This is a genomic window from Sulfuritalea hydrogenivorans sk43H (genome assembly GCF_000828635.1).
Classification (GTDB): Bacteria; Pseudomonadota; Gammaproteobacteria; order Burkholderiales; family Rhodocyclaceae; genus Sulfuritalea; species Sulfuritalea hydrogenivorans.
This window is the reverse complement of sequence record NZ_AP012547.1, coordinates 916,895-943,167: the sequence shown is the minus strand read 5'-3', so window position 1 is coordinate 943,167 and position 26,273 is coordinate 916,895. Positions and strand designations below refer to the sequence as shown.

At 60.9% G+C, this 26,273-nt stretch carries 26 protein-coding genes; 3 read left to right on the top strand and 23 right to left on the bottom strand.

All coding sequences use genetic code 11. The annotated features are described in order from the left end of the window. Window positions 1-24: 24 nt before the first annotated feature. The 11 genes from flgK to flgB form a co-directional block, all read right to left on the bottom strand. Entirely contained in the window at window positions 25-1,986 is a 1,962-nt protein-coding gene (gene flgK / locus SUTH_RS04615) for a flagellar hook-associated protein FlgK (RefSeq protein WP_041097455.1), read from the bottom strand. Between the two features lie 106 nt (window positions 1,987-2,092). Beyond that, on the bottom strand, window positions 2,093-3,100 hold the full coding sequence (flgJ, locus tag SUTH_RS04610) for a flagellar assembly peptidoglycan hydrolase FlgJ (protein ID WP_041097453.1): 1,008 nt from the start codon (window positions 3,098-3,100) through the stop codon (window positions 2,093-2,095). Window positions 3,101-3,177: 77 nt separating this feature from the next. Beyond that, window positions 3,178-4,290, bottom strand: coding sequence for a flagellar basal body P-ring protein FlgI (locus SUTH_RS04605; RefSeq protein WP_041097451.1), 1,113 nt, complete (start codon window positions 4,288-4,290; stop codon window positions 3,178-3,180). Between the two features lie 10 nt (window positions 4,291-4,300). After that, window positions 4,301-4,966 (bottom strand): flagellar basal body L-ring protein FlgH, encoded by a 666-nt coding sequence (locus tag SUTH_RS04600; RefSeq protein WP_041097449.1) that lies wholly within the window; start codon window positions 4,964-4,966, stop codon window positions 4,301-4,303. Between the two features lie 168 nt (window positions 4,967-5,134). After that, window positions 5,135-5,917 (bottom strand): flagellar basal-body rod protein FlgG, encoded by a 783-nt coding sequence (gene flgG, locus SUTH_RS04595; protein ID WP_041097447.1) that lies wholly within the window; start codon window positions 5,915-5,917, stop codon window positions 5,135-5,137. A gap of 46 nt (window positions 5,918-5,963) precedes the next feature. Next, complete coding sequence (locus SUTH_RS04590; RefSeq protein ID WP_041097444.1) at window positions 5,964-7,235, bottom strand: flagellar hook protein FlgE; 1,272 nt, start codon at window positions 7,233-7,235, stop codon at window positions 5,964-5,966. Between the two features lie 38 nt (window positions 7,236-7,273). Continuing rightward, a complete protein-coding gene (flgF, locus tag SUTH_RS04585) occupies window positions 7,274-8,026 on the bottom strand; it encodes a flagellar basal-body rod protein FlgF (RefSeq protein ID WP_041097442.1) in 753 nt (250 codons plus the stop codon). A gap of 49 nt (window positions 8,027-8,075) precedes the next feature. Further along, window positions 8,076-9,395, bottom strand: coding sequence for a flagellar hook protein FlgE (gene flgE, locus SUTH_RS04580; protein WP_041097440.1), 1,320 nt, complete (start codon window positions 9,393-9,395; stop codon window positions 8,076-8,078). A gap of 13 nt (window positions 9,396-9,408) precedes the next feature. Next, window positions 9,409-10,092 (bottom strand): flagellar hook assembly protein FlgD, encoded by a 684-nt coding sequence (locus SUTH_RS04575; protein WP_041097438.1) that lies wholly within the window; start codon window positions 10,090-10,092, stop codon window positions 9,409-9,411. 20 nt (window positions 10,093-10,112) lie between these two features. After that, the gene (flgC, locus tag SUTH_RS04570; RefSeq protein WP_041097436.1) at window positions 10,113-10,514 is read right to left on the bottom strand and encodes a flagellar basal body rod protein FlgC; all 402 of its coding nucleotides are present in this window, start codon (window positions 10,512-10,514) and stop codon (window positions 10,113-10,115) included. A 91-nt stretch (window positions 10,515-10,605) separates the two neighbouring features. Next, a complete protein-coding gene (gene flgB / locus SUTH_RS04565) occupies window positions 10,606-11,013 on the bottom strand; it encodes a flagellar basal body rod protein FlgB (protein ID WP_052473231.1) in 408 nt (135 codons plus the stop codon). Between the two features lie 239 nt (window positions 11,014-11,252). Here flgB and flgA point away from each other — a divergent pair, with 239 nt between their 5' ends. The 3 genes from flgA to SUTH_RS04550 all read left to right on the top strand — a co-directional run bounded on the left by flgA (window position 11,253) and on the right by SUTH_RS04550 (window position 12,865). Next, window positions 11,253-11,936, top strand: coding sequence for a flagellar basal body P-ring formation chaperone FlgA (gene flgA, locus SUTH_RS04560; protein WP_041097434.1), 684 nt, complete (start codon window positions 11,253-11,255; stop codon window positions 11,934-11,936). Between the two features lie 110 nt (window positions 11,937-12,046). After that, on the top strand, window positions 12,047-12,358 hold the full coding sequence (flgM, locus tag SUTH_RS04555; protein WP_041097433.1) for a flagellar biosynthesis anti-sigma factor FlgM: 312 nt from the start codon (window positions 12,047-12,049) through the stop codon (window positions 12,356-12,358). A 42-nt stretch (window positions 12,359-12,400) separates the two neighbouring features. Continuing rightward, window positions 12,401-12,865 carry a flagella synthesis protein FlgN gene (locus SUTH_RS04550; RefSeq protein ID WP_231851132.1) on the top strand — a complete coding sequence of 155 codons (465 nt, stop codon included), beginning with the start codon at window positions 12,401-12,403 and terminating at the stop codon, window positions 12,863-12,865. Window positions 12,866-12,916: 51 nt separating this feature from the next. On the opposite strand, the gene motD is transcribed toward SUTH_RS04550, so the two are convergent. From motD to SUTH_RS04490, 12 genes are all read right to left on the bottom strand, one after another. Further along, window positions 12,917-13,711, bottom strand: coding sequence for a flagellar motor protein MotD (gene motD, locus SUTH_RS04545; protein WP_041097431.1), 795 nt, complete (start codon window positions 13,709-13,711; stop codon window positions 12,917-12,919). Next, complete coding sequence (locus SUTH_RS04540) at window positions 13,711-14,451, bottom strand: flagellar motor protein (protein ID WP_041097429.1); 741 nt, start codon at window positions 14,449-14,451, stop codon at window positions 13,711-13,713. Before SUTH_RS04540 ends, motD begins: the two co-directional genes overlap by 1 nt. Window positions 14,452-14,456: 5 nt before the next feature. Continuing rightward, entirely contained in the window at window positions 14,457-15,221 is a 765-nt protein-coding gene (locus SUTH_RS04535; RefSeq protein WP_041097427.1) for an RNA polymerase sigma factor FliA, read from the bottom strand. Between the two features lie 35 nt (window positions 15,222-15,256). Continuing rightward, window positions 15,257-16,105 carry a MinD/ParA family ATP-binding protein gene (locus tag SUTH_RS04530; RefSeq protein ID WP_041097425.1) on the bottom strand — a complete coding sequence of 283 codons (849 nt, stop codon included), beginning with the start codon at window positions 16,103-16,105 and terminating at the stop codon, window positions 15,257-15,259. Next, the gene (gene flhF, locus SUTH_RS04525; protein ID WP_041097423.1) at window positions 16,098-17,519 is read right to left on the bottom strand and encodes a flagellar biosynthesis protein FlhF; all 1,422 of its coding nucleotides are present in this window, start codon (window positions 17,517-17,519) and stop codon (window positions 16,098-16,100) included. Before flhF ends, SUTH_RS04530 begins: the two co-directional genes overlap by 8 nt. Further along, window positions 17,516-19,612 carry a flagellar biosynthesis protein FlhA gene (gene flhA, locus SUTH_RS04520; RefSeq protein WP_041097421.1) on the bottom strand — a complete coding sequence of 699 codons (2,097 nt, stop codon included), beginning with the start codon at window positions 19,610-19,612 and terminating at the stop codon, window positions 17,516-17,518. Before flhA ends, flhF begins: the two co-directional genes overlap by 4 nt. Further along, on the bottom strand, window positions 19,609-20,754 hold the full coding sequence (gene flhB, locus SUTH_RS04515; RefSeq protein WP_041097419.1) for a flagellar biosynthesis protein FlhB: 1,146 nt from the start codon (window positions 20,752-20,754) through the stop codon (window positions 19,609-19,611). Before flhB ends, flhA begins: the two co-directional genes overlap by 4 nt. 207 nt (window positions 20,755-20,961) lie before the next feature. Continuing rightward, complete coding sequence (locus tag SUTH_RS04510) at window positions 20,962-22,893, bottom strand: chemotaxis protein CheA (RefSeq protein WP_231851098.1); 1,932 nt, start codon at window positions 22,891-22,893, stop codon at window positions 20,962-20,964. Window positions 22,894-23,003: 110 nt separating this feature from the next. Next, a complete protein-coding gene (cheZ, locus tag SUTH_RS04505; RefSeq protein WP_041097416.1) occupies window positions 23,004-23,843 on the bottom strand; it encodes a protein phosphatase CheZ in 840 nt (279 codons plus the stop codon). Window positions 23,844-23,872: 29 nt separating this feature from the next. Further along, entirely contained in the window at window positions 23,873-24,274 is a 402-nt protein-coding gene (gene cheY, locus SUTH_RS04500) for a chemotaxis response regulator CheY (protein WP_041097414.1), read from the bottom strand. Window positions 24,275-24,289: 15 nt separating this feature from the next. Further along, window positions 24,290-25,264, bottom strand: a complete 975-nt coding sequence (locus tag SUTH_RS04495; protein WP_052473227.1) for a chemotaxis protein — start codon at window positions 25,262-25,264, stop codon at window positions 24,290-24,292. 18 nt (window positions 25,265-25,282) lie between these two features. Next, window positions 25,283-26,254 carry a chemotaxis protein gene (locus SUTH_RS04490; protein WP_041097412.1) on the bottom strand — a complete coding sequence of 324 codons (972 nt, stop codon included), beginning with the start codon at window positions 26,252-26,254 and terminating at the stop codon, window positions 25,283-25,285. Window positions 26,255-26,273 lie beyond the last annotated feature (19 nt).

The following is a 26,273-nucleotide window of genomic DNA, read 5'->3' as shown; positions in this document are numbered from 1 at the left end:
TTTCTTGTCCGTACCGTTCCGGACTTATCTGCCCAGAGCAATGATTTCGTCGAATATCTTTGACGCAATCTCGAAAATCTTGGCCGACGCCTGATAGGCCTGCTGGTAACGCAGCAGATTGGCGGCCTCCTCGTCCAGATTGACGCCAGCGAGCTGCTGCAGGGATTCAGTGGCATGGTCGACGAGCGACTGCTGCGAGGCTCCGATCGATGTCACCTCGTTCGTCTTGCTGCCCACCTCGCTGACAATCTGCGAATAGGCCGACTGATAGGATGCGGTCGGACCGGATGCCGAACCAAGCATGGTCGCAGCGGTTTGCAGCGCCCCGAGCAGCATGGCGTTGCGGTTGTCGGCTACTCCGTTTGCATTGGTTTCCACGGTGAACACGTCGCCTGTCGCCGGATTGCCGGTGATCTGTGCCGTCCAGCCGTTGTAGGTGACGACGCCTCCCGTGGCCGGCAAGGGATCAGGATAGACCACACCCGTTGCCAGCGTGGTGGCGGTGGTTACATCGAGCACGTCATACGTCGTGGCACTGGTGAACGTGATCGTCACCTTGTTCTGCAAGGCCGGATTCGGCGGCGGCGGCGCTACCACCGTCCCCGAGTTGATGCTAGCGGTTCCCGTATTCGCCAGAGCCGCCGAGGTGCGAACGGGGGCTGCCGCCGCAATCATCCGGGCGTCCGAGAAACCGACGGCGATGTTGCGTGCGCCGACACGCGTCGGCTGGATCAGGAACTTGTCTCCCGCCACCAGTGACGTCCAGGTAGACGTATTGATCGACATGCCATCGACCAGTTGCGGGACGGTAGTGATCGCCGTCGTCACATTGTCCGACAGGCGAGTCAAGGTGAAATTCGTGCCGTCGGTGGTGAGCGTATAGTCGCTGACAGTCAGTTCGTCGATGTTCTGGCTGTCGATCGTCACCGTCGGCATGCCGGTCACGAGCGTACTGCCGCTGTTGCCGCCGTTCGCCCGCACGGTGGGCACCGCGTTCGACAGATTGAAGAAGTCGACACCCAGTGCCCCCGTAAGATCCATGCCCAAATGGTGCTGGTCGTTGAAATTCTGCGCCAGGCTCAGCGCCAGGCGGCCCATGGCATTCTGCGCCGCGTCCAGCGACTGGCTGCGAAAGGCTACCAGACCGCCAAGGGTGCCGCCGGTAATCTGCGAATCGGGCAAGGTCAGCGTCGTGCCGCCGACACCTTTCATGGCGACGACAATGCGTTCGGGATCATCCCGCGAAGCCACTGCCTGCAGTTGATACGACTGGGTCCCGACCACCAGGGGCTGACCGTTGCCGATGAACACATTGAAACTGCCATCGCCCTGGGTCAGCGTGCTGACCCGGATCAGCTTGTTCAAATCCTTGAGCATCTGATCGCGCTGGTCCAGCAAGTCGTTCGGTGCCTGAGTCTGGTTGCCGGCCTGCGCCAGAATGATTCGTTGATTGATATCGGCAATCTGCGCGGAGTAGGTATTGATCGCCGTCACCTGGCCCATGATCTGGGAATTGGTGCCGTCGCGAATCTCGGTCATGCGCTGATCGATCGACTGGAACCGCGCTACCAGTGACTGCGCAGCGGACAGCATCGACTGGCGGCTGGGGATCGATGCCGGGTTGGCCGCGACATCCTGCACACCCTTGAAAAATGCAGCGAGCGCCGGAGACAGGCCGGCATTGGGATCGGCCAGCAGGTTGTCGATCTGCTTGATCTGCGCCAGATAGCTGTCCATCTCGCTGGCCGAAGCCTCGGCGCTGAGCACCTGGCGACCGAGAAATTCGTCGTAGATCCGCTTTACCGTGACGACATGGGTGCCCTGCCCCTGAAAGCCCGAGCCGGTGAGCATCGGAATATTGGTGCCTTGAACGGTCTCCTGCCGGCTGAAGCCGGGAGTCGACGCGTTCGAGATATTGTGGCTGGCGGTAAGGATTCCAGCCTGCGCGGCATTGAGGCCGCTGACGCCAACACTGAAAATGCTCATGATTGCTCCGTGGATTGGGCTAAATAACGGCAAAACTTGCCGTGAGTTAAGCCTTCACACGAGTTAGAGCAATCCGCGTGCCACCGCAAACAGCCGTGCCGCTGTATCAGGCAGCGAGGGCCTGTCTCAGCGTCGATCCGCCGATGATTCGTTCAAGCTTGGCGGCGTACATCGGATCGGTGGCATAACCGGCACGCTGCAGTCCGCGCGCAAAACTGGCTGCATCCTGCGTGCCGAGCACACCGGCGTAGCGCGAGTTACCGGCCAGCAGGCCGGCATAGTCGCGAAACGCTTCCGCGTAAGAACCATAGGCACGGAAACGCTCGACCTGCTTCTGCGCGACTCCATCCACGTATTCCGTGGTCGTCGCCTCGGCCACCGGCCCCTGCCAGTTGCGGCCGGCCTTGATGCCGAACACATTGAAGCTCTGACTGCCATCGGCACGGCGCGGTTCGGATCTGCCCCAGCCGGTCTCCAGCGCCGCTTGAGCCACCATGAAATGGGCAGGAATGCCCGTCGCCCGACTGGCCTCGGTCGCCGCCGGCCATAGCCGGGTGGCGAATTCACGAACGGCGGCCGACGGACTGACGCCATCGCCGATGCCCGCCGGATCAACGACCAGGGAGGAAAGCGGAGACGTCCGCGAGTCGAGCGCAGGATTCCGCTGCATGTCATGCAGCGGCAGCGGTGCCCGAAGTCCTTCGCGCAACAAGGGAATCATTCCCTCGCGCGGCAAGCGGTAAGCCGGGGTTGCCGGCAACAAGGGCACGGGGCCATCGAGCGGCTGCGGTTCCGGATTCTGTCGCAACAACTGCTTCTCGATCATCGCCGCCAAGCCGGTACCGCCGCTCCTGGCACCCAATACCTGGACCATCTGTTGATCGAGCAGGGATTCGTACATGCGCGCCTGCTCGCTGTCGAACAAGCCTTCGCGTGGCGTGGCATCGCGCATCGACTTCAAAACCATTTGCAGGAACAGCGCTTCGAACTGCTGCGCGGCAGCCTTCAGTGCCTTGGGGTCGCCGTCTTTCACTTGCCGCTTCAATGCGGCAAGGCTGTTGACGTCGAAGACGTTGGGGTTGACGGCGGCGGGGGTATTTGCGCTGGCACTCATGGCTGACGGAAGGATGTCAGAAGGCAGGCATCGCCATTCGCTGGATCAGGGCGGCAAAATATTCCCGACTCGAATGATCAGATGACCTCCAGTTCGGCGCGCAGGGCACCTGCCGACTTCATCGCCTGCAGAATGGCCATCAGGTCCTGAGGATTGGCACCCAGGGCGTTCAGCGCCTTGACGATGTCGGCCAGGTTGGCGCCTGCCTTGATGTTCATCATCGCCCCGCCTTCCTGCTTAATATCGATCTGGGCATTGCTCACGCCGGCAGTCTGGCCTCCGGACAGCGCACCCGGCTGGCTCACGGTATTGTCGGTGCTGACCGACACGGAAAGATTGCCGTGTGCAACCGCACAGCTGTCAAGCAACACCGACTGATTCATGACCACCGATCCCGTGCGGCTGTTGACGATGACCTTGGCGGACATTTTCGCCGGAGTCAATTGAATATTCTCAATGCGTCCGATGAACGATACGCGCTCATCCGGATTGGTCGGGGCACGCACCCGGATCTGGCGTGCGTCGGCCGCCGTAGCCGCACCCGGCGTGGTCTTGTTGATTGCCTCGACCATCAGCTGGGCAGTACCGAAATCGGTGGTGTTCAGATCAAGATAGACGAATTCGCCTTGCCCGAGCGGCATCGGCACTTCACGCTCGACCGTTGCGCCGCCGGTGACTCGGCCCACCGAGAGATGATTGACCGTCGTTTTGGAACCGGCGCCCGACGCCCCGGCGCCCACCACCACGACATTGCCCTGCGCCATGGCGTAGGTCTGCCCGTCGGCTCCCTTCAAGGGAGTGAGGATCAGGGTACCGCCCTTCAGGCTCTTGGCGTTGCCTATCGACGACACCGTGATGTCAATGGGCTGGCCGGAGCGCGCGAACGGCGGCAAGCTGGCGGTCACCATCACGGCCGCCACGTTCTTCAGTTGCAGTGACTGCCCGGGAGGCAGATTGACTCCCATTGCCGACAGCATGCTGATGATGCTCTGCACGGTAAACGGCGTCTGGGTCGTCTGGTCGCCGCTGCCATCGAGCCCGACCACAAGGCCGTAGCCAACGAGCTGGTTGTTGCGCACGCCGGCGATCGAGGCGAGATCCTTGATCCGTTCGGCACGGGCGGTATCCACCACCAGAAGCGCGGCAAGCATCCAGAGAAATGCCAGAAAACTTTTTTCCATTCGCGTCATGTCAGTCTCCTCAGAACGGCATGAAAGTCAGGAAAAAGCGCCCCAGCCATCCCATGACCTGCGCCGAGTCAAGAAAGCCGTTCGCCTTGTACTCGATGCGCGCATCGGCCACCTGTGTGGATGTCACGGTATTGGCGGCGGTGATCGTGTTCGGATTGATCACCCCCGAGAAGCGAATGAATTCCTCGCCTTCCTTGAGTCCGATCTGTTTTTCGCCGGATACCAGCAGGTTTCCGTTCGGATATACCTCGATCACGGTCACGGTAATCGTTCCGGTGAAATCGTTCGACGAGGTGTTCTCGCCCTTGCCGTTGAAGTTGTTGCTGTCGCTCGCGGCCAGCGCCGTTCCCTGTGCCCCCTTGAAGGGCAGGCCGACAATGGTCGGCACGCTGACATCGACCGACTGGCTGCGCGTGGACTTGTTCTCGGACTTCTTCGACGCCTGAACCTTTTCGGCGATGTTGATGGTGATGGTGTCGCCGACAAAACGGGCACGACGGTCCTCGAACAGGGGACGTGCCGAGGCGATGTTGAAAATGGCCCCATTGCTCGGCGGCGCATAGTTGCGTGCTTCCGGACGAATGCTCATCGGCTGGTGGATCGCCGTCGTCGGCGTGGTCGTGACGCATCCGGACAGCAGTGCGGCAAAACTGGCGATCAGGGCTAGGTTCTTCATGATTTCACCCATTTAGTGCGAAACAACTCGTTCGGAGCGACCGGTGACAGCCGAGCGAAGCGAGCAAATCAGAAGCCTCCCCGCGAGGGGAGGATGGGAGGGGCGGGTCTTCAATTCGTGTTCAGTGTGTTTCATCATCAGGGGGCGCTCGCTACTGCTGCATGAACGTTAGAGTTGGGTCAGACGCGCAAGCATCTGATCCGAGGTCGTGATGGCTTTCGAGTTCATCTCGTATCCCCGCTGCGCCACGATCATGCTCACCAGTTCCTCGGCCACATTGACGTTGGATGTTTCGACGTAGCCCTGATTGAGCAGGCCGGTGCCATTCGTTCCCGGCGTGTTGGGAGTCGGCGTTCCCGACGAGGCGGTTTCCACGTACAAATTCTCGCCGGCACTCTGTAGTCCGCCGTTATTGACGAAGCTGGCCAGCTGTATGTTGCCTACCTGGGTTGGCGCCGTCACCCCTTGCTGGGCATAGGACACGATTCCATCACGCGTGATCGATACGCTGATGGCATTGGCCGGAATGGTGATGGCCGGACTCAGGGGATAACCATTGGCGGTGACCACCTGGCCATTGGCGTCCTTGGTGAAGGAACCGTCCCGCGTGTAGGCAAGTGTTCCATCCGGCATCTGTACCTGGAAAAACCCGTTGCCCTGAATGGCAAGGTCGAGCGGGTTTTCGGTCCGCTGCACGCTGCCCTGGGTAAAGATGTGTTCGGTACCGACGGTTCGCACACCGGTACCGATCATCAGGCCGGAAGGAACCGTGGTCGCCTGCGAGGAAGCCGCGCCCGGCTGGCGCATGGTCTGATACAGCAGGTCCTCGAACACCGGCCGCGAACGCTTGAAGCCGTTGGTGCTGACGTTGGCCAGGTTGTTGGTGATGACATCCATGGAGGTCTGATGGGCATCCAGACCGGTCTTGGCAGTCCAAAGGGAACGGATCATCGCGGCTTGCTCCTGGCGAAACGAAAGGAATTGAGATGCTTCATGGCTAGCGCACGTTCGCCAGATTCTGCAGAATCTGGTCGAGAATCTTGAAGGTCTGGGCGCTCGCCTGGTAGTTGCGCTGCTGTTCGATCAACGCAACCAGTTCCGTGCTCAGGTCGACGTTGGATTGCTCCTTGGCCCCACCCTGTATGGCGCCCACTCCCATGCCCAGAGTTCCCTGCGGAGTGTCCAGGAGCTCGGCGCCCGATCCGCTGACCGGGTCGGCATTGGCCATCCACTGGTTGTTGCCCAGGCTGATCAGCGCATTGGGATTGACGAAATTGGCCAGTACCACTTGCGCCACCTTGCGCGACTGGCCGTTGGAGTAGGAACCGAAGATGACCCCATTGGCACCGACGCTGAGGCCGTTGGTGCCATTCAGGGCGCCCTCGGGATAACCGTCGTGGCTGAGCGAGTCGATGCTGAAAGCATTGCCGTACTGGACCGTTCCGGTGAGATCGATCGCGATGGAAAGACTACCGCCGGCACCCAATGCATAGGTCTGGGCAGCCAGGGGCATCGCAGTGCTCATCACCCCGACGGTATCGAAATCCATGGCGACCGGCCCCGCCTGGGAGGCGCCATCGAGGGTGCTGAAGAGTTCCCAGTGATTACCCGGGGCTGACCTTGCGAAATACATCCTCATATCATGGGACGCACCAGTCGAATCGTAGACCGTGAGTCCCGTCGTATAGCTGTACGTGGCCGGATTGGCCGGATCGAAAGGCGCCACCAGCGGAACAGCGGCGCGCGCATCCAGCGTCGCGCCAACCGATACCGTGCCGGTGGCCAGCGCGGGCATGACGGCGTCGATGACAATGTCCACCGGCGCGGAAGAACTGGCGATCACGCCCTGAGGGTCAGTCGTATATTCGGCCAGATACCCCGTCACATTGAGGCCGGAGTTATTGACGAGAATTCGCTGATCCGAGGTGGCGTTGTCATAATCCAGCTGAAACTGGCCATCGCGTGAATAAGTAATCTCGCCTCCATTGTTCAGGCGGAAAAACCCCGGCCCGGTGATCGCCATGTCGAGCGGATCGTCGCTCTGGATCAGGGCGCCCTGGGTAAGTTGCTGGTTGATGATCGCCGTGCTGACACCGGCGTTGGGCGCACCTTCAGCCGGCCCTCCGGAGACGGAAGACGCATACACATCGGCAAAGCGCGCCTTCGAGGTCTTGAAGCCGACCGTCTGCGAATTGGCGATGTTGTTGCCGATGATGTCGATCGCCCTCGATGCGCCGTTGAGGCCACTCAGACTCAGTGCAAAACTCATTTCTGTTTCCTTCCGTTGCCCGGCTTCATGTCTTGGTCCTAGCGCATGGCGAGGATCTGGGTCGCCGCCTTGTCGTTGGCATCTGCCGTCGACAACATCTTCATCTGCATTTCAAACTGCCGCGCCAGGGAAATCATGCTCACCATTTGCTCGGCGGGATTGACGTTGCTGCCTTCGAGGCTGCCGGCGGCGACCTTGACGCGCTCGTCGGTCGGGGCCGCGCTGCGATCGCGCATGCGAAACAGGCCGTCCTCGCCACGGACCAGGTCGGCGTCGGGTGGGCTGACGAGCTTGAAGCGGCCGATCACGCTGACGGTGTTCTGCGCGCCCGATTCGGGCAGCGCGGAGATCGTGCCATCGACGCCGACGCTCAGCTTCACGTCAGGCGGAACCGCAATCGGACCGCCATCGCCTTGCACCGGTATGCCGTTGCGGGTCTGCACAATTCCGTTGACATTGAGTTCGAAATTGCCGTTCCGCGTATAGGCCTCGCTGCCATCCGGCATTTGCAGGGCGATCCAGCCGTTGCCCTGCACCGCAATGTCAAGCGCCCGACCCGTGTGCATCATCGGTCCCGGCGTGAAATCGACATGGGTACTCGCATCGACTGCAAAGGCCCGCGTCGGCAGGCCTTTCTGCTGCGCATTCGAGTTCACCTGCACCGCACGCAACCGATGTTCTTCGGCCCGATAGCCGGTCGAACTCACGTTGGCCAGATTGTGCGCCACCGCGGCCTGCCGGCTCAGCGTCTGGCTGGCACCCGTCATCGCGGTGTAGATCAATCTGTCCATGTTGCCGCTCGCTCAGTCGTTTGATTCGCCGTATCGCCAGCGCCGACTATCAGCGCAGGTTGACCAGGGTTTGCAGGATGCTGTCCACCGTCTTGATGGTCTGCGCATTGGCCTGATAGGCGCGCTGCTGGGTGATCATGTTGACCAGTTCCGCCGTCAGGTCCACGTTCGAGTCCTCAAGTCCGGAGGCCTGCAGCACGCCATACTGGCCGGACGATCCCGGCGCACCGACGATCGGATCGCCGCTGGTGGGCGATTGCGCCCAGCGATTGTCGCCCAGGGGCTGCAAGCCCTGCGGATTGCGGAACGTGGCGAGCACGACCTGGCCGACAGGCTTGGTCTGACCGTTGGTATAGCGTCCCAGCACGATGCCGTCCTTGCCGATATTGAAGCCGGCCAGCGTGCCCGCAGCGTAGCCGTCCTGCAGCATCGCATTCACTGCAAACGACGAACCGTACTGGGTGGAACCACTGAAATCGACCGGAAAGTTCTGCGGCGTAACCACGGCGCCCGGATAACCCAGGTCGGTATCCGAGATCGATGCGGCGAAAGCGGCCGAAGTGAGCGCTCCCGAGGTATCGAAGGTCAGTTGCCCGACCGAAACCAGACCCCCAAAGGAAAGATCCTGGAATGTCGCGGTGGACGGCGGATTGGGCGGCGTCGATCCCGCGGGGTTCGTCAGCGTGGCATAAACGTCCCAGGTATTGGCGGCCGCATTCTTGACGAAGTACATCGAGTAGGTGTGCGGATTTCCCAGGCTGTCGTAGACGGTCGTCGCCGTCGATTGGTTGTACGAAGTGGGATCGCCGTAGTCGAACGGCGCGGTGGCGGGTACGCCGAGACGGGAATCGAGGTTGATGTTGGCCTGGATGCCGGTACCCGACGTGCTGCCGCCGGTCATTTGCGGCGTTCCCGAAAGGCTTTGCGTCGGATCGAACAGGCGCAGGGGTACCGACGGCGAACCGGTCGCGATCACGCCGTTCACCGCCGCGATGCCCTTGAGCTGCAGGCCCTGGGCGTTAACGATATAGCCGTCCTTGTCGAGCTGGAACTGGCCGTTGCGGCCATATACCGTGCCGCCCGAACCATCGTCCATCTGGAAAAAGCCGCCGCCGTTGATTGCCGTGTCCAGCGGATTGTTGGTGACGGAGATATTGCCCTGGGTGAATTGCTGGACGATGGCCCCCACCTTGGCTCCAATACCCACCGGAGCCGCGCCCGCACCGTTGAGGGACGCTGCAAAAACGTCGGCGAATTGCGCCGAACCGCTCTTGAAGCCGACGGTACCGGAGTTGGCGATATTGTTGCCAACCGTGTCAAGCGCCTTGGAAGACGCGTTGAGACCACTCAATCCTTGCTGAAAGCCCATGTTTTTCTCCTGCTCAGAATATTTGTTTGATGTCGTTCATTTTTGCCAGGCCGAGTTGCCCGAGGTCGAGGGTTACACCCGAACTGCTGCGGTTGATGCTCACTACCCCGGCGAGTTCAAGCGTCGAGGCCTCGACCTTTTCCGTACCCCGCTTCGCCGCCACCGAGACGCTGTAGGCTCCGTTCACCGCCTGCGCCCCCGCGTCGGTCTTGCCGTCCCAGACGAAGTTGTGCGTCCCGGCTTCGAGGTTTCCGAGGTCCATGGTCTGCATCACCAGACCATTGGAGTCCTTGATCGTCAGCACCACATGGTCGGCCGCCGCCTTGAGCTCCACGCCACCCGCCGCTCCGCTATCTCCCAGCTTGAGTCCGCTGCCGAGCACCATGACCTGATGCCCCACCAGCGCCGCTGCCTGCATTGCTTCGGCATCCACCGTGCTCGCCAGCATTTTTTGCAGGGTGGCATTGAGCTTCTCGATACCATCAACGGTGCTGATCTGCGCCAGTTGCGACGTCATCTGCGCGTTGTCCAGCGGATTCAGCGGATCCTGATTCTTCAACTGGGTCGTCAGCAGTTTCAGGAAGCGATCCTGTGCGTCGTTGGTCGCACTCGAGGTTTTCTTGCTTGCCGTGCCATTGATCGAGTCGAGCAGAGCCTGGGCGACTCCTGATGTGGCGGCGGTTGCTGTCGTAGTCATGTCATTCTTCCCCTAGAGGCCTATTGCCCGATTGCCAGCGTTTTCTGCATCAGCGACTTGGCGGTATTCATCACTTCCACGTTGTTCTGATAGGAACGCGAGGCCGAAATCATGTTGACCATTTCGTCGACCACATTGACGTTCGGCATCGCAACGTAGCCCTGTTCGTTCGCGGCCGGATTCGAGGGCTCATACATCATGCGCAGCGGCGCGGCGCTATCCACCACCCCGGTCACACGCACCCCGACGCCGCCACCTTCGACCGCGGTCGCCTTGAACACGACCTGCTTGGCGCGATACGGCTGGCCGTCGGCGCCGGTTATGCTGTCGGCGTTGGCCAGATTGCTGGCCACCGCGTTGAGTCGGGCCGATTGCGCGGTAAGCGCCGATCCGGCAATGGCAAAAATATTGGACAGGCTCATGATGCCTCCCGAAGGGCCGTCCCGAAGGAGGCATACGCCCCCCTGGGGGGCAGCGAGTGAATGCGAGCGTGGGGGTACATAATCTCCTCGCTTACTGGCTCGCCATCGCCATCTGAAGCGTGCTCAGATCGCCGCGAATGAAGGTCAGCATGGCTTCCATCTGTATCGCGTTGTCGGCAAAGGCGGCGCGTTCGACATCCATGTTTACGGTGTTGCCATCGACATTCGGCTGGAACTCGGTGCGATACTTGGCAGCGCCGCCAAATGCTTGGCTGGATTCGCTGCCCAGATGCCTTGCCGACGTTCTGGCCAGATTCAGGCTACCCTCCGTGCGGCCAGCCAGCGCGCCCTCAAGGGCGTCCTTGAAATCGATGTCCCTGGCCTTGTAGTTCGGCGTATCCGCATTGGCGATATTCGAAGCGAGCAATTCCTGCCGATACACCCGCGCATTGAGGGCTGTACGCTTGACTTGGAGGAGGGCATCGATTCTGTCTGTCACGGTCGCAGGAAGATCACGGGTTAGGATGCGTTCAGCAATGCATCATCCGTGCCATAGCCCTTGCTGACTGCAAAAGCCTGCCATCAGACCCCTTCAGCACTCCATTGGCGGCAAACACGGCGCGAGCTTCGGCAAAACTTGCCGCCGCACCGGCTGCGCAGGTTCATCAGGAATTGAGGGGGGACTGAGATGCTGCTGAGCGCATACGCGCAACGAAAGTCGTGATTGAATAGCTGCTTATGCGTGCGCTTCCTTCCCTCCTGGCAGCCTTGGTGCTGTGCGTCTCCGGTCCGTCCGTTCTTGCAGCCGATTCTTCGGCAATCAGGCGCGCGGTTGATGAATTCCTGCTCGTCCAGATCAAGGGCTTGCCGGGAACCGCCAGCTACAGCATCGGGAACATCGATGCAGAACGGCTGGCAGGCGCTTGCGAGGGCTTCGACGTATCGATGGGAAATGGGGCGCGCCCCTGGGGCAGGACCCAGGTCGTCGTGCGCTGTCGCGGCGGTACCTGGAGTCTCTGGGTTCCGGTCCAGATTCGCGTCGTTGCCGAATACCTGGTTATTGCCCGACCCATAAATGCAGGCCAGAATCTCACGGATGCAGACATCCGCCCACAGCTGGGCGAGCTTTCCGATCTGCCGAATGGCGTCCTGATGAACAAGGACCAGGCTATCGGTCGCGCAGCGATTGCTTCCCTCGCCGCCGGTCGCCCGCTGCGGGCCGACATGCTCCGGCAGCCCACCGTAGTGCAAGCGGGCCAGAGTGTGAAGATCGTCGGCAAGGGCAGCGGATTTCAAGTCACCAACGAAGGGCGAGCGCTCACCAACGCGGTAGTTGGACAAGTCACCCAGGTACGGCTAAACTCCGGTCAGATTTTGAGCGGGGTCGTCCGGGCGGATGGCACAGTAGAGATAAGGTTTTGATTTTCTTGAAACTACCCCCTACGAAAGAATACTCCCGAACGGCATAAAGTTATTTGCAGATATGCCGTAAACGCAAGCAGACGCCGCATAAACGACGGAAGACTCCATCCATGAAGATCGACAACTCTGCCAAAACCATCGGAACCGTGCAAAACACGGCAGGTTCCCGTGCGCCCGCGACCCGTTCGGCGGCCCCCGGCGTCAAGGCAGGAAGCCCCTCCTCGGCAGGCGAGTCGACCACAGTGGCCGCCACGGCCTTCCATTCGGTATCCGGTTCCGAACCCGCCTTCAATTCGCAAAAAGTCGCCGAAATCCGCCAGGCCATCAGTGAAGGGCGCTTTCAGATCAATCCGGAACGGATTGCCGACGGCCTGATCTCCAGCGTACGCGAAATGCTGGGACAAAATCGCCGCAATCCCTGACGGTGAAATCCTGACTGCCTGCAGGCAAGCTCGTTGGCCGCCGTGGAATCCTTGTCAGACTTGCTGGTCAGGGAACTGTCCGACCTGAAACGCTTTTGCGATTTGCTGGAAGAGGAGCGCAAAGCCCTCACCGGAACCCAGGCAGATCGCCTGCCGGATATCGCGAAAGAGAAGGCGGCGCTTGTCGGCCAACTCAACCAGCTTGAAACACGGCGCGATACGCTTCTGGTCAAGAACGGTTTCGCCAAAGGGCGTTCCGGCATTGAAGCATGGCTGGCAAGCCTGCCGAATGCCTCTTCCGACAGACATCGCTGGACAGAATTGCTGAAACTCGCCGCACAGGCACGCGACGGTAACGAAACCAACGGCAAGCTGATCAATATCCTGCTCAAGCAGAATCAGGACGCGCTTTCCGTATTGCTGTCAGGCGGAACCGACTCGATCTATGGTGCCGACGGGCAACAACGCGGCCTGGCTGCGGGGAAACGATCTTTCGGCGCTGTTTGAAGCGCAAACGGTCGGGGAACAGCCCCGGCGCGGCGAGCCGCAGCGATCTCCTCAGTTGTCGGAAATCTGTACTTCCACCGCATTGTCCGGGTTGCGCGACTCGATCGTGATCGCCACCCGGCGGTTGCGTTGGCGCCCATCCGGCGTCGCGTTATCGGCCAAAGGCCGCTGGTCGGCATAGCCGGTCGCGGTCAGGCGGCGTCCATCCACGCCGCTCTCGATGAACAGGCGCACCACACTCGATGCCCGCATCCCCGAGAGCTCCCAATTGGAGGGAAACTGTGGCGTGCTGATCGGCGTATTGTCGGTATGTCCTTCGACGATGATGGGAAAGTCGGTCGGAGCCAGAATTTGTGCAACTGCGGCCAGGGCTCTCACGGCACCAAGATCAAGACGCGCATCGCCGGGGGCAAACAGTACGCTGGCGTTGATATCGACCGTGATTCCCAGCGCCCCTTCGGTGACCGTAACCTTGCCTTCATCGACCAGCGGCGCCAGGGCCTTGTTGATATCCTTGGCCGTATTTCGCAGACGGTCCCTTTTCGCTGCCTGAGCCGTATCGGTCTTGACGTTGGGCGGCAGGCGCTTCGCCGGAATGGCGATCGACAACTGCGAATTGATGGTATTGACCGCAACCTGGGCTCCCGAACTGCTGCCCGGAATGCTGCGGAAGGCCGAACTGATCGAGTCCGACATGATCCGATACTTACCCTCGTTGATCGACGAGAGGGCGTACATCACCACAAAGAAGGCGAACAGCAAGGTGATGAAGTCGGCGTATGACACCAGCCAGCGTTCGTGGTTCTCGTGCTCCTCTTCCTGATGGCGTCGGCCCGAGCGCGACATCAGGAGAGATAGCCCTGCAACCGGCTTTCGACGATCCGCGGGTTGTCGCCGTTGGCGATGCCGACCAAGCCATCGACCAGCATCTCGCGCAAGGTGACCAGACGCGTCACGTTCGCCATCAATTTCTTGGCGACGGGGAGAAATACCAGGTTGGCGGCCCCGACCCCGTAGATCGTCGCGACAAACGCGACCGCAATTCCACTGCCCAGCTTGGCCGGATCGGACAGGTTCTCCATCACATGGATCAGGCCCATCACGGCGCCGAGAATGCCGATGGTGGGCGAATAGCCGCCGGCAGACTCCCATACCTTCGAGGCCAGCTTGAGCTTGGCCTCATAGGCCCCGATTTCGACTTCCAGCACTTCCCGCAAGCGCTCCGGCTCGGCGCCATCGACCAGCAGTTGCAGACCCTTCCTGACAAACGGATCCGGCAGGGACACGATCTGCGCTTCGAGTGCAAGCAAACCTTCCTTGCGTGCAACCTGGCTCCAGCGCCCAATGTCGCTGATCAGCTTCTCCGAGTCCACCACCGGCGGGAAGAATACCCAGACGCCCATTCGCATTCCGGCCATGAACACCGGCAGGGGGCTTTGCAACATTACGGCGCCCAAGGTGCCGCCGAGCACGATCAGAAAAGCAGTGGGTTGAATCAACGACCCGACATGCCCGCCCTCCAGCACCTGGCCGCCGACAATCGCGGCAACTCCCAAGGCCAGGCCGGCAAAACTTATCTTGTCCATGGGGTTCAGGTAGCGGCCTTCGCCGGCTTGCGGCCCCGGCGGGCCTTGCTCACCGGCTTGCCTTCGCCAACCACCGTGGCGCGCAGACGGGCAATTGCCTGGCTGTGCAACTGGCATACCCGTGATTCGGTCACCCCCAGCACTTCGCCAATCTCCCGAAGATTCAGATCCTGTTCATAATACAACGCCATCATCATTTTTTCGCGTTCCGGCAGATCTTCGATGGCTTTTACCAGTGCCTGGCGGGTATCCGCCTCTTCGAGCATGGCCAGCGGATCAAGTCCCGGAGCCGCCCCATGGCGCTCGAGAAAATCGCTGTCCTGCCCTTCTGACAGGTCTTCCAGATAAACCAGCTGGTGACCGCGCGCTTCCTGCAGCAGTTTCTGGTAATCGGCCAGGCTCAGGTCCAACGCAGCCGCCAACTCGCTCTCCGACGGCTGGCGTCCGTTCTCGTGTTCCAGTTTATGGATTGCCGCCTCGACGCGCCGCATTTCGCGTCGCGCGCCACGCGGCAGCCAATCGTTGTCACGCAACCCGTCAAGCATGGCGCCACGGATCCGCTGCACGGCATAGGTCTCAAACTGGGCGCCCAAGCCTTCCTCGTAGCGACTCATGGCGTCGAGCAAGCCGATCGTCCCGTTTTGAATCAGGTCGTCAACTTCGACACTCGCCGGCAGCTTCGCCATCAAATGAAAGGCGATGCGCTTGACGAGGGGGGCATACTTGGAAACGAGCTGCTCTTTGGCGAGCACGCCCTGCGCGGTGTACATCGATCCAGTCGATCAGGCCATCTATGACGGAATGACTATAACACCGATTCCAGGTGCTTCGGCGCATGCCCGGAGGCTCCCCGACGCTGGGCCGGCCGTACCTCGAACGGAAGAAATCCGCCGCCTTCGGCATCTCCCGTACCCACCGGCAGCCGGCTTTGCAGGGCATCAGCCAGATGATCGGTCACCGGCACGCACGAGCTGCCAAGATGATCGAGCCGGACTCCAAGGTGCTCGCGTGCGGTACGGCGCAGGTTGTCAAATATCGCCTGAGCCTCTTCGCCGGAACGGGCGCGGGTAACCACTACCTGAAAGGCATCGCGCCCGCGCTCCCGTGCCAATCGTTTGATCAAGGCGTAGGCATGCGTGATCGCCACGCTCTGGGCCGCGACCACGACCACAATGTGCCGGGCAGCGAGGGCCAGCGGTGAAATCTGCCCGCCGCGCCTTGCGGCGCAATCGACCATCACGAAGGATGCGCCCTGCTGAATCTGCCGCAGGCCCGCGCTCAAATGATCCGCCGCAACGGCGTCGACATGAAGCAGTTCGTCGGCAAACCGCGACGCCGCAACAGCCCTCACCAAAGGTGCGGCGGGTCGCATGACCTGCTGCACCGAGCGGGTACCCTGCACTAAGTCCATCAGGTCATGGCGCGATGTCGTGCCGAAGGCCGAGAGCGCATTGTTGGGTCCCGGATTTTCGTCGATGATGACCACGCCGTGGCCGGCCTGCGCCAGAGCAGCGGCAGTCTGGACCAGCAGTGTGGTGCGCCCGCAGGCATCCCGACCGGAAACAAACGCTATCACCTGTGGCGGGCGGGCGCCGAAGAGGCGGCGCAATCCGGCGGCCTGGTCTCCCGCGGTCGAATGCAGCGCCTCAAGCAAAGGAAGCTCCGAGCGGGGAGGAGTTGCGCGAACTGATTGCCATGGCAACTTCTTCTTCACGCAGGCTGTGCGCCGTCTCGCCAGCGCCGACTTTGAAGGCCCGATGCAACAGGTAGTTCCGATTGGGCAGATGCAGATCCTCGGGAACCCGCTGACCGTTGGCTACATAGCTGAGCGTCAAGCCATGCCGCACGATGCAATCCAGCGCCGGAGCCAGCGCCGTCGCTTCATCGACCTTGGTCATGATGCAGCCGGCCAGGTCTTCCCCGGCGTAGGCACGGACCACGTCATCCAGAGTGTCGCCGCGACTGCCGGCGTTGAGCAGCAACAGTCGATTCACCTCTCCGGAACGCATCAGCATCGCCGCCTGCTCGGCCACCATGCGATCGCGCTGACTCATGCCCACCGTGTCGATCAGCACCATGTGCTTGTCGCGCAGGTCGGCCAGCGTGCGCCGCAGATCCTCGCCGTCGCGTACCACGAACACCGGAACGCCAAGAATGCGTCCGTAGATTCTCAATTGTTCCTGAGCGCCGATCCGGTAACCGTCGGTGGTCAGCAGCGCAAGGCGATCGGCTCCGTAGCGCACCACGCAACGTGCGGCCAGTTTCGCCGTAGTGGTGGTCTTGCCGACACCGGTGGGCCCGACGATGGCATATACACCGCCGCGGTCGATGAAATCCGATTCCGTCGGCAAGGTGCGCAGGCGCCGATTCACAGCCGCCTTCAGCCACTTGCGCCCATCCTCCTGATTCATGTCTTCAGGCATCTCCTGCACCAGGCGTCGCGCAAGCTGGCCCGAGAATCCGGCCTCGATCATCTCGCCGAGCAGCAGCGCGCGCACCGGCGTGTTGCGCGACATTTCACTCCAGGCAAAGCCGGCCAGCTGGCGCTCAAGCAGGCCCTTGATCAGGCGCATTTCGTCCCGCAGCTCGGCGACCTCGGGCGGCGCCTCGGCAGCCGACGGCAAAGCCTGCTCGGTGGCAGAACGCAATGAAGTCGCAACCTGGGATGGTGACAACACATCGGTTTCTACCGCACCACGCGGCGGCAATGGCCGCAAGCTCGAACGATTTTCCTTGACCGGGTCGACGGCGGGAGCCGCCTCGTAGGGTATCCACGGACGCACCACAGGAGCTTTGCGCACCGCCGAAGACAGGGTTACGGTGTAGTCCTCGTCGTCCGCTTTCGGCTTTGGCGAGGCAGATGCCGCCACCGCGGGTCTCGCCGCGGCGGCGCGTGGAGCGGCAGCCTGCTGCGAGATCGCATCAAGGCTGTCCGGCGTCATTGCGACGATCTCGACGCCGTTGTCCAGCGGCTTGTTTGAAATCACCACGGCGTCGGGTCCGAGTTCATCCTTTACGCGACGCAGACATTCCCGCGCAGATGCGCCGACGAATCGTTTTACGGTCATTTAGTTGCTCCGATGATGGTCGTCACCTTGATTGTTTTTGAATCCGGCACTTCGGCGTTGGCGATTACCTTCAGCTGGGGAACCACGCGCCGCAGGAACCGCGACAGCAGCCAGCGCACATTGCCCGGCACCAGCAGAACAGCCGGCAGCCCGAGGTCTTCCTGCCGCTGCGATGCGGTAGCGGTCTCGCGCATCAGCGTGTCGGCAAGCCCCGGCTCGATCCCCGACGCATCTTCACCGCCACCCTGCAGCGCCTGCCCGAGTATCCGCTCAAGGCCCGGTTCGAGGGCCATGACCTGCATCTCGTTGCTGCCTGGATACAGTTGCTGGACGATGGCCCGACCCAGCGCGATACGCACCAGCGAGGTCAGCACCAGGGGATCCTGATTCCGTGGTGCATGCTCGGCCAGGGTTTCGATGATGGTTCGCATGTCGCGGATATTTACGCCTTCTTCCAGCAGGTTCTGCAACACGCGCTGCAACGTGGACAGGGGCAGTTGCTTGGGCACCAGATCCTCGACCAGCTTGGGCAATTCGGTCGCGATGTGGTCGAGCAAGGCCTGGGTTTCCTGGCGGCCGAGCAGTTCCGCGGCATGCGAAAGGATGATGTGATTCAGGTGGGTCGCCACCACCGTACTGGCGTCGACCACCGTGTAGCCAAAGACATGGGCCTGCTCCCGCAACCCTGCTTCGATCCACACCGCAGGCAGCCCAAAAGCCGGGTCCTGCGTTGGCGTGCCGGCCAGCTGACCGGAAACGCGCCCCGGATTGATGGCCAGATACATCCCCGGATAGGCCTCACCATCGCCAATGGCCACCCCCTTCAGTGTCAGGCGATAGGCGTTGGGGCGGAGTTCGAGATTGTCGCGGATGTGCACCGGCGCCGAAAGGAAGCCGATCTCCTGGGCAAACTTCTTGCGCAGGCCGCGAATGCGCTTGAGCAATTCACCATCCTGCCCCCTGTCGACCAGGGGAATCAGCCGGTAGCCGACCTCAAGCCCAAGAACATCCACCGGCGCAACATCGGCCCAGCTCGCCTCGACGCTTTCCGGGACGGCGGCAGGCAGTTGCTCCGCCGCGGCGGCTTCGGCCGCCTGCTCGGATACCGCGGACTTCCTCATCATCTTCCATGCCAGAAAACCCAACATCGATCCAAGCATGAGGAATACGAAATTGGGCATGCCGGGAACCAACCCGAGGATTCCCAGAATGGCGGCGGTGATGGCAAGGATCATCGGATTGCCGAACAATTGCGCAACCAGTTGCTGGCCGATGTCCTGCCCCGTGGCGACACGCGTCACCACCAGGCCCGCCGCCGTCGAGATGATCAGCGCCGGAATCTGCGCCACCAGGCCATCGCCGATGGTCAGCAAGGTGTAGGTCCTGGCCGCATCGCCCGCCGACATGTCGTGCTGGATGACGCCGATGATCAAGCCGCCGATTATGTTGATGAACAGGATAAGTATTCCGGCAACCGCGTCGCCGCGAACAAACTTCGAGGCACCGTCCATGGAGCCATAGAAATCGGCCTCCTGGGCAACAGTGGCACGCCGCTTGCGGGCCTCGTCTTCCCCGATCAGGCCGGCATTCAGGTCGGCGTCGATCGCCATCTGCTTGCCCGGCATCGCATCCAGGGTAAAGCGTGCCGTAACCTCGGCGATGCGGCCAGCGCCCTTGGTGATGACGATGAAGTTGATCAGGGTCAGGATGATGAATACTACTATGCCTACCGCATAGTTGCCGCCGACCAGGAAGTGGCCGAAGGCCTCAATGACCTTGCCGGCGGCATCGGGGCCGGTATGACCTTGCAGCAGAACGATTCGCGTCGATGCCACGTTGAGCGACAGGCGCAACAGGGTCGTCACCAGCAACACGGTCGGGAAAATCGAGAAATCGAGCGGCTTCATGGTGTACATCGCCACCAGCAGGACCATGACCGAGATTGCGATGTTGAACGTGAAAAATACGTCCAGCACGAACGGCGGCAGCGGCAGCACCATCATCGACAGGATGAGGATGATGAGCAGCGGCGCCAGCATCTGGCGGATATTCAGCCGTCCAAGGAAGCCCTGCAGTGTCAGTGCGTCATTCATTCAGGTACCCCCGGATCCATCCCTGCAGGTACCGCAATCGCTTCCGGCGCAACGGGAGGCAGCAGGTCTCCGGCGGAGAGCGCGAACTGGTTCAGTTGGTAGACATAAGCCATGACCTCGGCCACCGCGGTGTACAGCGGCGCCGGAATCTGCTCGCCGACATCCGTGTGGCGATACAACGCCCGCGCCAGTGGCGGCGCCTCCAGAACGGGCACCTGGTTTTCACCCGCCAGTTCGCGGATGCGCTGGGCAATCAGATTCATGCCCTTGGCCACGACCGTCGGCGCGCCCATCGTGCCGCTCTCGTATTTCAGGGCAACGGCGAAATGCGTCGGGTTGGTCACCACGACATCCGCCCGGGGTACTGCCGACATCATCCGGCTGCGCGCCAATTCCCGCTGCTGGCTGCGGATGCGTGCCTTGAGGTGGGGATCGCCCTCGCTCTCACGGGCTTCCCGCTTCAGCTCCTCGTAAGTCATTTTCAGCCGATCATGGTATTGCCAGAGCTGAAATGGCACATCGATCGCAGCAATGATGGCAAGGCCGCCAACCAGCGCGAGGAAGCTGTAGAGCAGGACCCGCGCAAAGGAAATCAGCGCGGTTTCAATGGGCTGGCCGAGCAGTGCGAACAGCCGATCCTGCTCATGCCTCACCACCCAGTACAAGACACCGCCAATCAACAACGCCTTGAGCACTGCCTTGACCAGTTCGGCGACACTTTGCCAGGAGAACATCCGTCCCAGACCCTTGATCGGATCCATCCGGTTCAGATCCAGCTGGAAAGCCTTGGGAGAAATCACCCCGCCTCCGATCATCAAAGGCGTAACAACGGCTGCGACTATGGCGAGAAGGAAAACAGGTCCGGCAATAACGAAGGCGTCGACCGTCAGCGAGAGCGCCGAACCCTTCATCAAGGCGGTATCAAAAGCGGCTTCACGACTGAAACTCAAGCCCTGCCGCAACAGGCCGGACGCACGTTGCGAGAGCCAGCCGCCGAGAACCCAGAATACACCCGCGCCCGCAGCCAGCACCATGAAGGCCATCAGCTCGCGTGACTGCGGAACGTTACCCTCTTCGCGCGCCTGTTCAAGGCGCCGCGTTGACGCGGGTTCAGTTCGTTCGAGATCGCTTTCTTCAGCCACGGAGGTCCTCACTCATACCGGCAATTATTGCCGCCGGCACCCACGGAGAACCTGTGAACAAGCGCCGAAACGCCCGTTATTTAAAACCAACGTCCGATGAAACCGAAATTCCTGCCGAAGACCGCATTTGCAACGCTTGGCGCTTCGTGATGTTGCACACCCGGATTACTGCTTCATGTCCCCGGAAGCGAAGGCCGGGGCCGAACCTCAGGCTGCCGCCAGCTTCTCCAGCGGAATGAAGGCGGAACGCGGAACGCCCCGGCCTTCGCCGAAAGCTCCAAGGACTTCCTTCATGTCAAGAATCAGCACGATCTGTCCATTCGACAACGTGGTGACTCCAGCGACACCCTTGGGACGGAAATCGTCAAGCGACTTGATTACGGCATCTTCACGCCCCATGAAGCCATCGATGGCGAGAATGAATGCGTGCTCTGCAATCTGCATCAATACGCCATACTCGGGGATCACGTCAGACTCCCATCCGAGCAAATGGCTTAGCGGATACATCTGCATGACCTCGCCGCGCACGACCATGGTGGCGCAGCCGCCCACCTCTTGCACCGCCTCGATCTTGATCGGCAGGATTTCCCTGACCATGGACAGCGGCACGGCAAATGGCTGTTCGCCAAGCTTCACCAGCAGCACCGGCAGGATCGCCAGTGTCAGCGGCAGGGAAATGATGAAAGTTGATCCCTTCCCCAGCACGCTCTTGATCTCGATCGAGCCATTGAGCTTCTGGATGTTGGTTTTGACCACATCCATGCCAACGCCACGCCCGGATACATCGGATGCCACATCCTTGGTCGAGAAGCCCGGCAGCATGACGAGATTGAAGCTCTGCCGCTCGTCCATCGTGTTGGCTTCTTCGTCGGTGATGATGCCCTTCGCCAGGGCCTTTGCACGCAAGCGTTCCGCATTCATGCCGCGGCCATCATCGGAGACAATGAGAACGATATGGTCGCCTTCCTGGCGCGCCTCAAGCCGTACCTGGGACTTCTCCGGCTTGCCTGCCGCACGCCGTTCGTCGGTCGACTCGACACCGTGATCAACGGCATTGCGGATCAGGTGAATGATCGGATCAGACAGGTCCTCGATCATGGTCTTGTCGATTTCCGTCTCTTCGCCAACCAGCACAAGCTCGACATCCTTGCCCAGGCTGCGCGCCAGATCCCGGGCGATCCGCGGATATTTCTGGAACAATCGGCCGACTGGCTGCATGCGGGTTTTCATCACCGCGTTCTGCAGATCGGAAACCAGCAAATCGAGCTGGCTCACCGCCTGATCAAGGGCATGCAAGGTCTCGGTGTCCGAGCGACCATTGAGAATATCCGAGCGCAATGCATTCAGACGGTTCTTGGTCAAACCGATTTCGCCCGACAGATTGAGCACTTGGTCCAGTCGCGTGGTGTCTACCCGGATCGAGTTGTCGCGAGTTTTCTCTGTGTCGCGACGACCCACCGGAACCTGCGCCCCCGGCTTGTCGCTGGCACGGCGGCCGACAGCGGCGTGGATGATCTGCTCCGGTGACTCGCCGGCAACATCGTGGCTAAGGTGAACTCCGGCGGCTGTCACCCCCGTGGTGGCAATTGCCGCCGCCGGTGCGGCGGCACCCGTCACGGCATTGAAGAGGTTGCCCCAGTCAGGGCCGGCAGCCGCGGGCGTCTGGGCCGCGGCTGCAGACGCAGCGACAGCCACAACAGGCGCAGCGGCAGTTGGCGCGGCGGGCACGGCAACGGAGCTCAATGGTTCACCTGCCAGCGCCGCCTTGAGTCTCGCAAGAACAACGGGATCGGCGGGCTCGGGCTGCGTACCGTGCTCCAGTACGCCAAACATGTCTCGCACGCCGGCCGTTGCCGCCATGATCACATCCATGAGCTCGCCGGTGATGCTGAGCTCACCATTGCGCAAACGGTCGAAAAGATTTTCCGTCAGATGACAGAGCGTGACCAATTCAGCCGCATTGAGAAAACCGGCACCACCCTTGATGGTGTGAAAGCCTCGGAAAATCTCGTTGAGCAGGGCATGGTCTTCCGGATTCTGCTCGAGATCGACCAGCTTGTTATCGACCCCGGACAAAAGGTCGCCGGCCTCAACCAGAAAATCCTGGAGCAGGTCTTCCATTCCTTGAAAGTCGCTCATATCAATCTCCTTGAAGCAACCTCGGTGCAGGCTGATGCGCGCGCAGCGCACCTTATGCCAAAACTGAAATCGCTCATTACTGTCTCCTTGGCAAGCCGCAGGATTCCGGATCAGAACCCCAGACTCTCCAACAGGTCATCGACTTGCGACTGATTCGTCACCACGTCGCTACGCCCTGCCGCATTGATCACCGGCCCATTCAGCAGGCCTTCCGGAGCCTCGGCTTTGCGCTGCTCCGGCATGGCCTCGATCAACAGGGCCAGTAGCTGAGTCTCCATGTTCTGCACGACATCCACTATCTTCTTGATCACCTGCCCCGTCAGGTCCTGAAAATCCTGTGCCAGCATGATTTCCATCAACTGATCGTTGGTGATCTTGAGCTTGGGCGGTGCCTCGGCAAAATAGGTACGCGTATCGGCCGCCAGCAGTTTGAACTCATCGACCGACAACTGGTTGGCGAACATCTTGTCCCAGCGTTTAGACATCGCTTCGGAGCGCGCCATCAACTCGTCCTGCACCGGCTTGGCGATATCGGCTGCATTCAGCACCTTGGAGGCAGCCTGTTCCGTCATCTGCGCAATGTAGGTCAGTCGCTGGCGAGCGTCCGGAATCGCCTTGTGCGCGGCATCTTCCAGCAATTTGTCGGCCCCCAGCCCGCGCAGGCTGTCGTGCAATTGTCGCGCCAGATGCCCCAGGCGATTGAATACCACTTCCTCCTGCGGAGCACCATCCGAGCTCGCAACAGTCGGCGCTGACGATACGGCGGCCTCGGTTGGCTGCGCCTGGGCGACACTATCGAACAACGCCTGCAGGTCATCCGAGTCGCCCGACGAGTCGGCCCGCGCCGGTGGGGGCGGTGGAGCCGGTGGTGCACCTGCTGCAATACTGTCGAACAAGGCTTGGAGGTCGTCGGAATCGCTGCCGTCGTCTGGTTTGATCGGATTTGCCATCGCGCTCTTTTCCTGATCGCCTGGCGCCCTCAGGCGCCCTGCCCCATCTTTTCAAAAATTTTTGCCAACTTCTCGTTCAAGGTGGCCGCTGTAAAGGGTTTGACGATGTAGCCGGATGCCCCTGCCTGAGCGGCAGCAATGATGTTTTCCTTCTTCGCCTCGGCCGTAATCATGAGAAACGGCAAACTCCGCAATGCCGGATCCGCGCGCACCGACTGCAACAGGGTCAGCCCATCCATGTTGGGCATATTCCAGTCTGATACGACAAACTCGAAGCCCCCACCCTGCAGTTTGGCCAGGGCCACCGCACCGTCCTCCGCCTCATCGACATTGGTAAAGCCGAGTTCCTTGAGCAAATTGCGCACAATCCTTCGCATGGTCGAAAAGTCATCGACCACCAGAATCTTCAGCTTGCCTGGATCAATTGCCATGTTTTCCCCGCTCCATCAATCGCGAGCAGACTTGATCAACATCGGACGCATGGTTTCCGCCAGCGCATCCGCGTCGAACTTTGCCACGTAGGCATCGACGCCCACACTCTTGCCCATCGCCCGATTGGCTTCCGACGAAAGCGATGAATGCATCACCACCGGAATTCCGGTAAAGCGCGCGTCGGACTTGATATTCTTGGTCAGCACATAGCCGTCCATTTCCGGCATCTCGGCATCGACCAGAATCAGGTTGACCTCGTCGCGCAGGCTTTGTCCGGTCTGCTGGGCATGGGCCGCCATGCCTGAAAGTCGTGTCCAGGCCTCCAGGCCATTCTGCGCATGCTTGTGCTTGACGCCGAGCTTGTCCAGAACCTCGGCAATCTTCTTGCGCGCAATGGCGGAATCGTCGACAAAGAAAACGTTCATGTTTTCAGCGTCGTGAACACGCTCAATCTGACCAATCACCGCCTCGCCAAAGGTATTGGCCATGATCTGCTCGACATCGACTATCGACACCAGTTTTCCATTGGGCAGCTCGGTTATGGCCGTGATGTAGGCATGCGAGCCGGTGGTCACGGAGTCCGGGGCGCGCACCTTGTCCCATTCGACGCGAATGATCCGGTCGACCCCATGCACCAGAAAGCCCAGCGTGCGCTTGCTGTATTCGGTGACCATCATCGAGCCACCCCGGGTCGTCGGTGCATCGGCCAGATTCATGACTTTCGACAGGGAAAGCACCGGAATCACATTGCCGCGCAAGCTGATGAGGCCTTCAACTCCGCCCGGCATGTTCGGCGCCTTGGTGATGCTTGGCGTCTGGCTGACCTCGCGCACCTTGAATACATTGATGCCGAAGGTTTCGTGGGTCCCCAGCGAGAACAGCAGAATCTCCATCCGGTTGGAACCCGCAAGCTTGGTACGCGCATCGACGTTTTCCAGCAGCGAGTTGCCGTTCGAATTGGTGCCCGCGTAAGTCTGGGTGGAATTCATGGCGAACAACTCTCTCGATCAGTTTGTGGTTGCGGCCGCGGGCTTGTGACCAAGCAGCAGGCGCCCAAGCGTTTCCGACAAGCGGTGGGGTTCAAACTTCGGCACATATTCATCGACGCCCACCGAGCGGCCCAGTTGCTGGTTGGACATCGACGACAGAGAGGAATGCATGATGATCGGGATGCCGGCAAAGCGCGGATCGGACTTGATGTTCTTGGTCAGGAGATAGCCATCCATTTCCGGCATTTCGACATCGGTCAACACCAGCTGCACATAGTCCTTGGCATGCTTGCCCGTACTTTCGGCAAGGGATGCAACCCGCAGCATCTCCTCCCATGCGGCCCGACCATTCACCGCGCTGATGTGCTTGACTCCCAGAACAGCCAGGGTGCGCTCAATCTGGTTACGCGCGACGGAAGAGTCGTCAGCGAAGAGTATGGTCAAATCGTCACGCCCGAGCGACGATATTCCGCTGAATATCATCGCGTCGTCTTCCTTGGCAGTCTCTGCAAGTACCCGCTCGACGTCCAGCATCATCACCAGGCGTTCATCCTGCAACTCGGTAACGGCCGTCACCAGGCCGCCCAGGTTGGAAGTCAGCATTTGCGGAGGAACGCGCATTTGCTCCCAATCGAGGCGCAGGATGGTGTCCACGGACTCGACCAGAAAGCCCTGGGTTTTGCCGTTGTATTCGGTCACGATCATGATGTCGCGCGGACTGTCCGGCTGCATGCCGATGTAATCGGCCAGATCGACCACGGGAACCAGGGCGCCGCGCAGGCTGACCATGCCCTTGACGGCTGGAGGCATGTCGGGCGCAGCCGTAATCGGCGGCGTACGCATGACCTCGCGAACCTTGAACACATTGATGCCGAAGGTTTCGCGACGTCCCGTGCGGCTATCCACGCCAAGCGCGAACAGCAATATCTCCAGCTTGTTGGTGCCGGCCAAACGAGTCCGGGCGTCGATACTGTTAAACAATTCAGACATTTGCGAGCCTTTCAGCGCT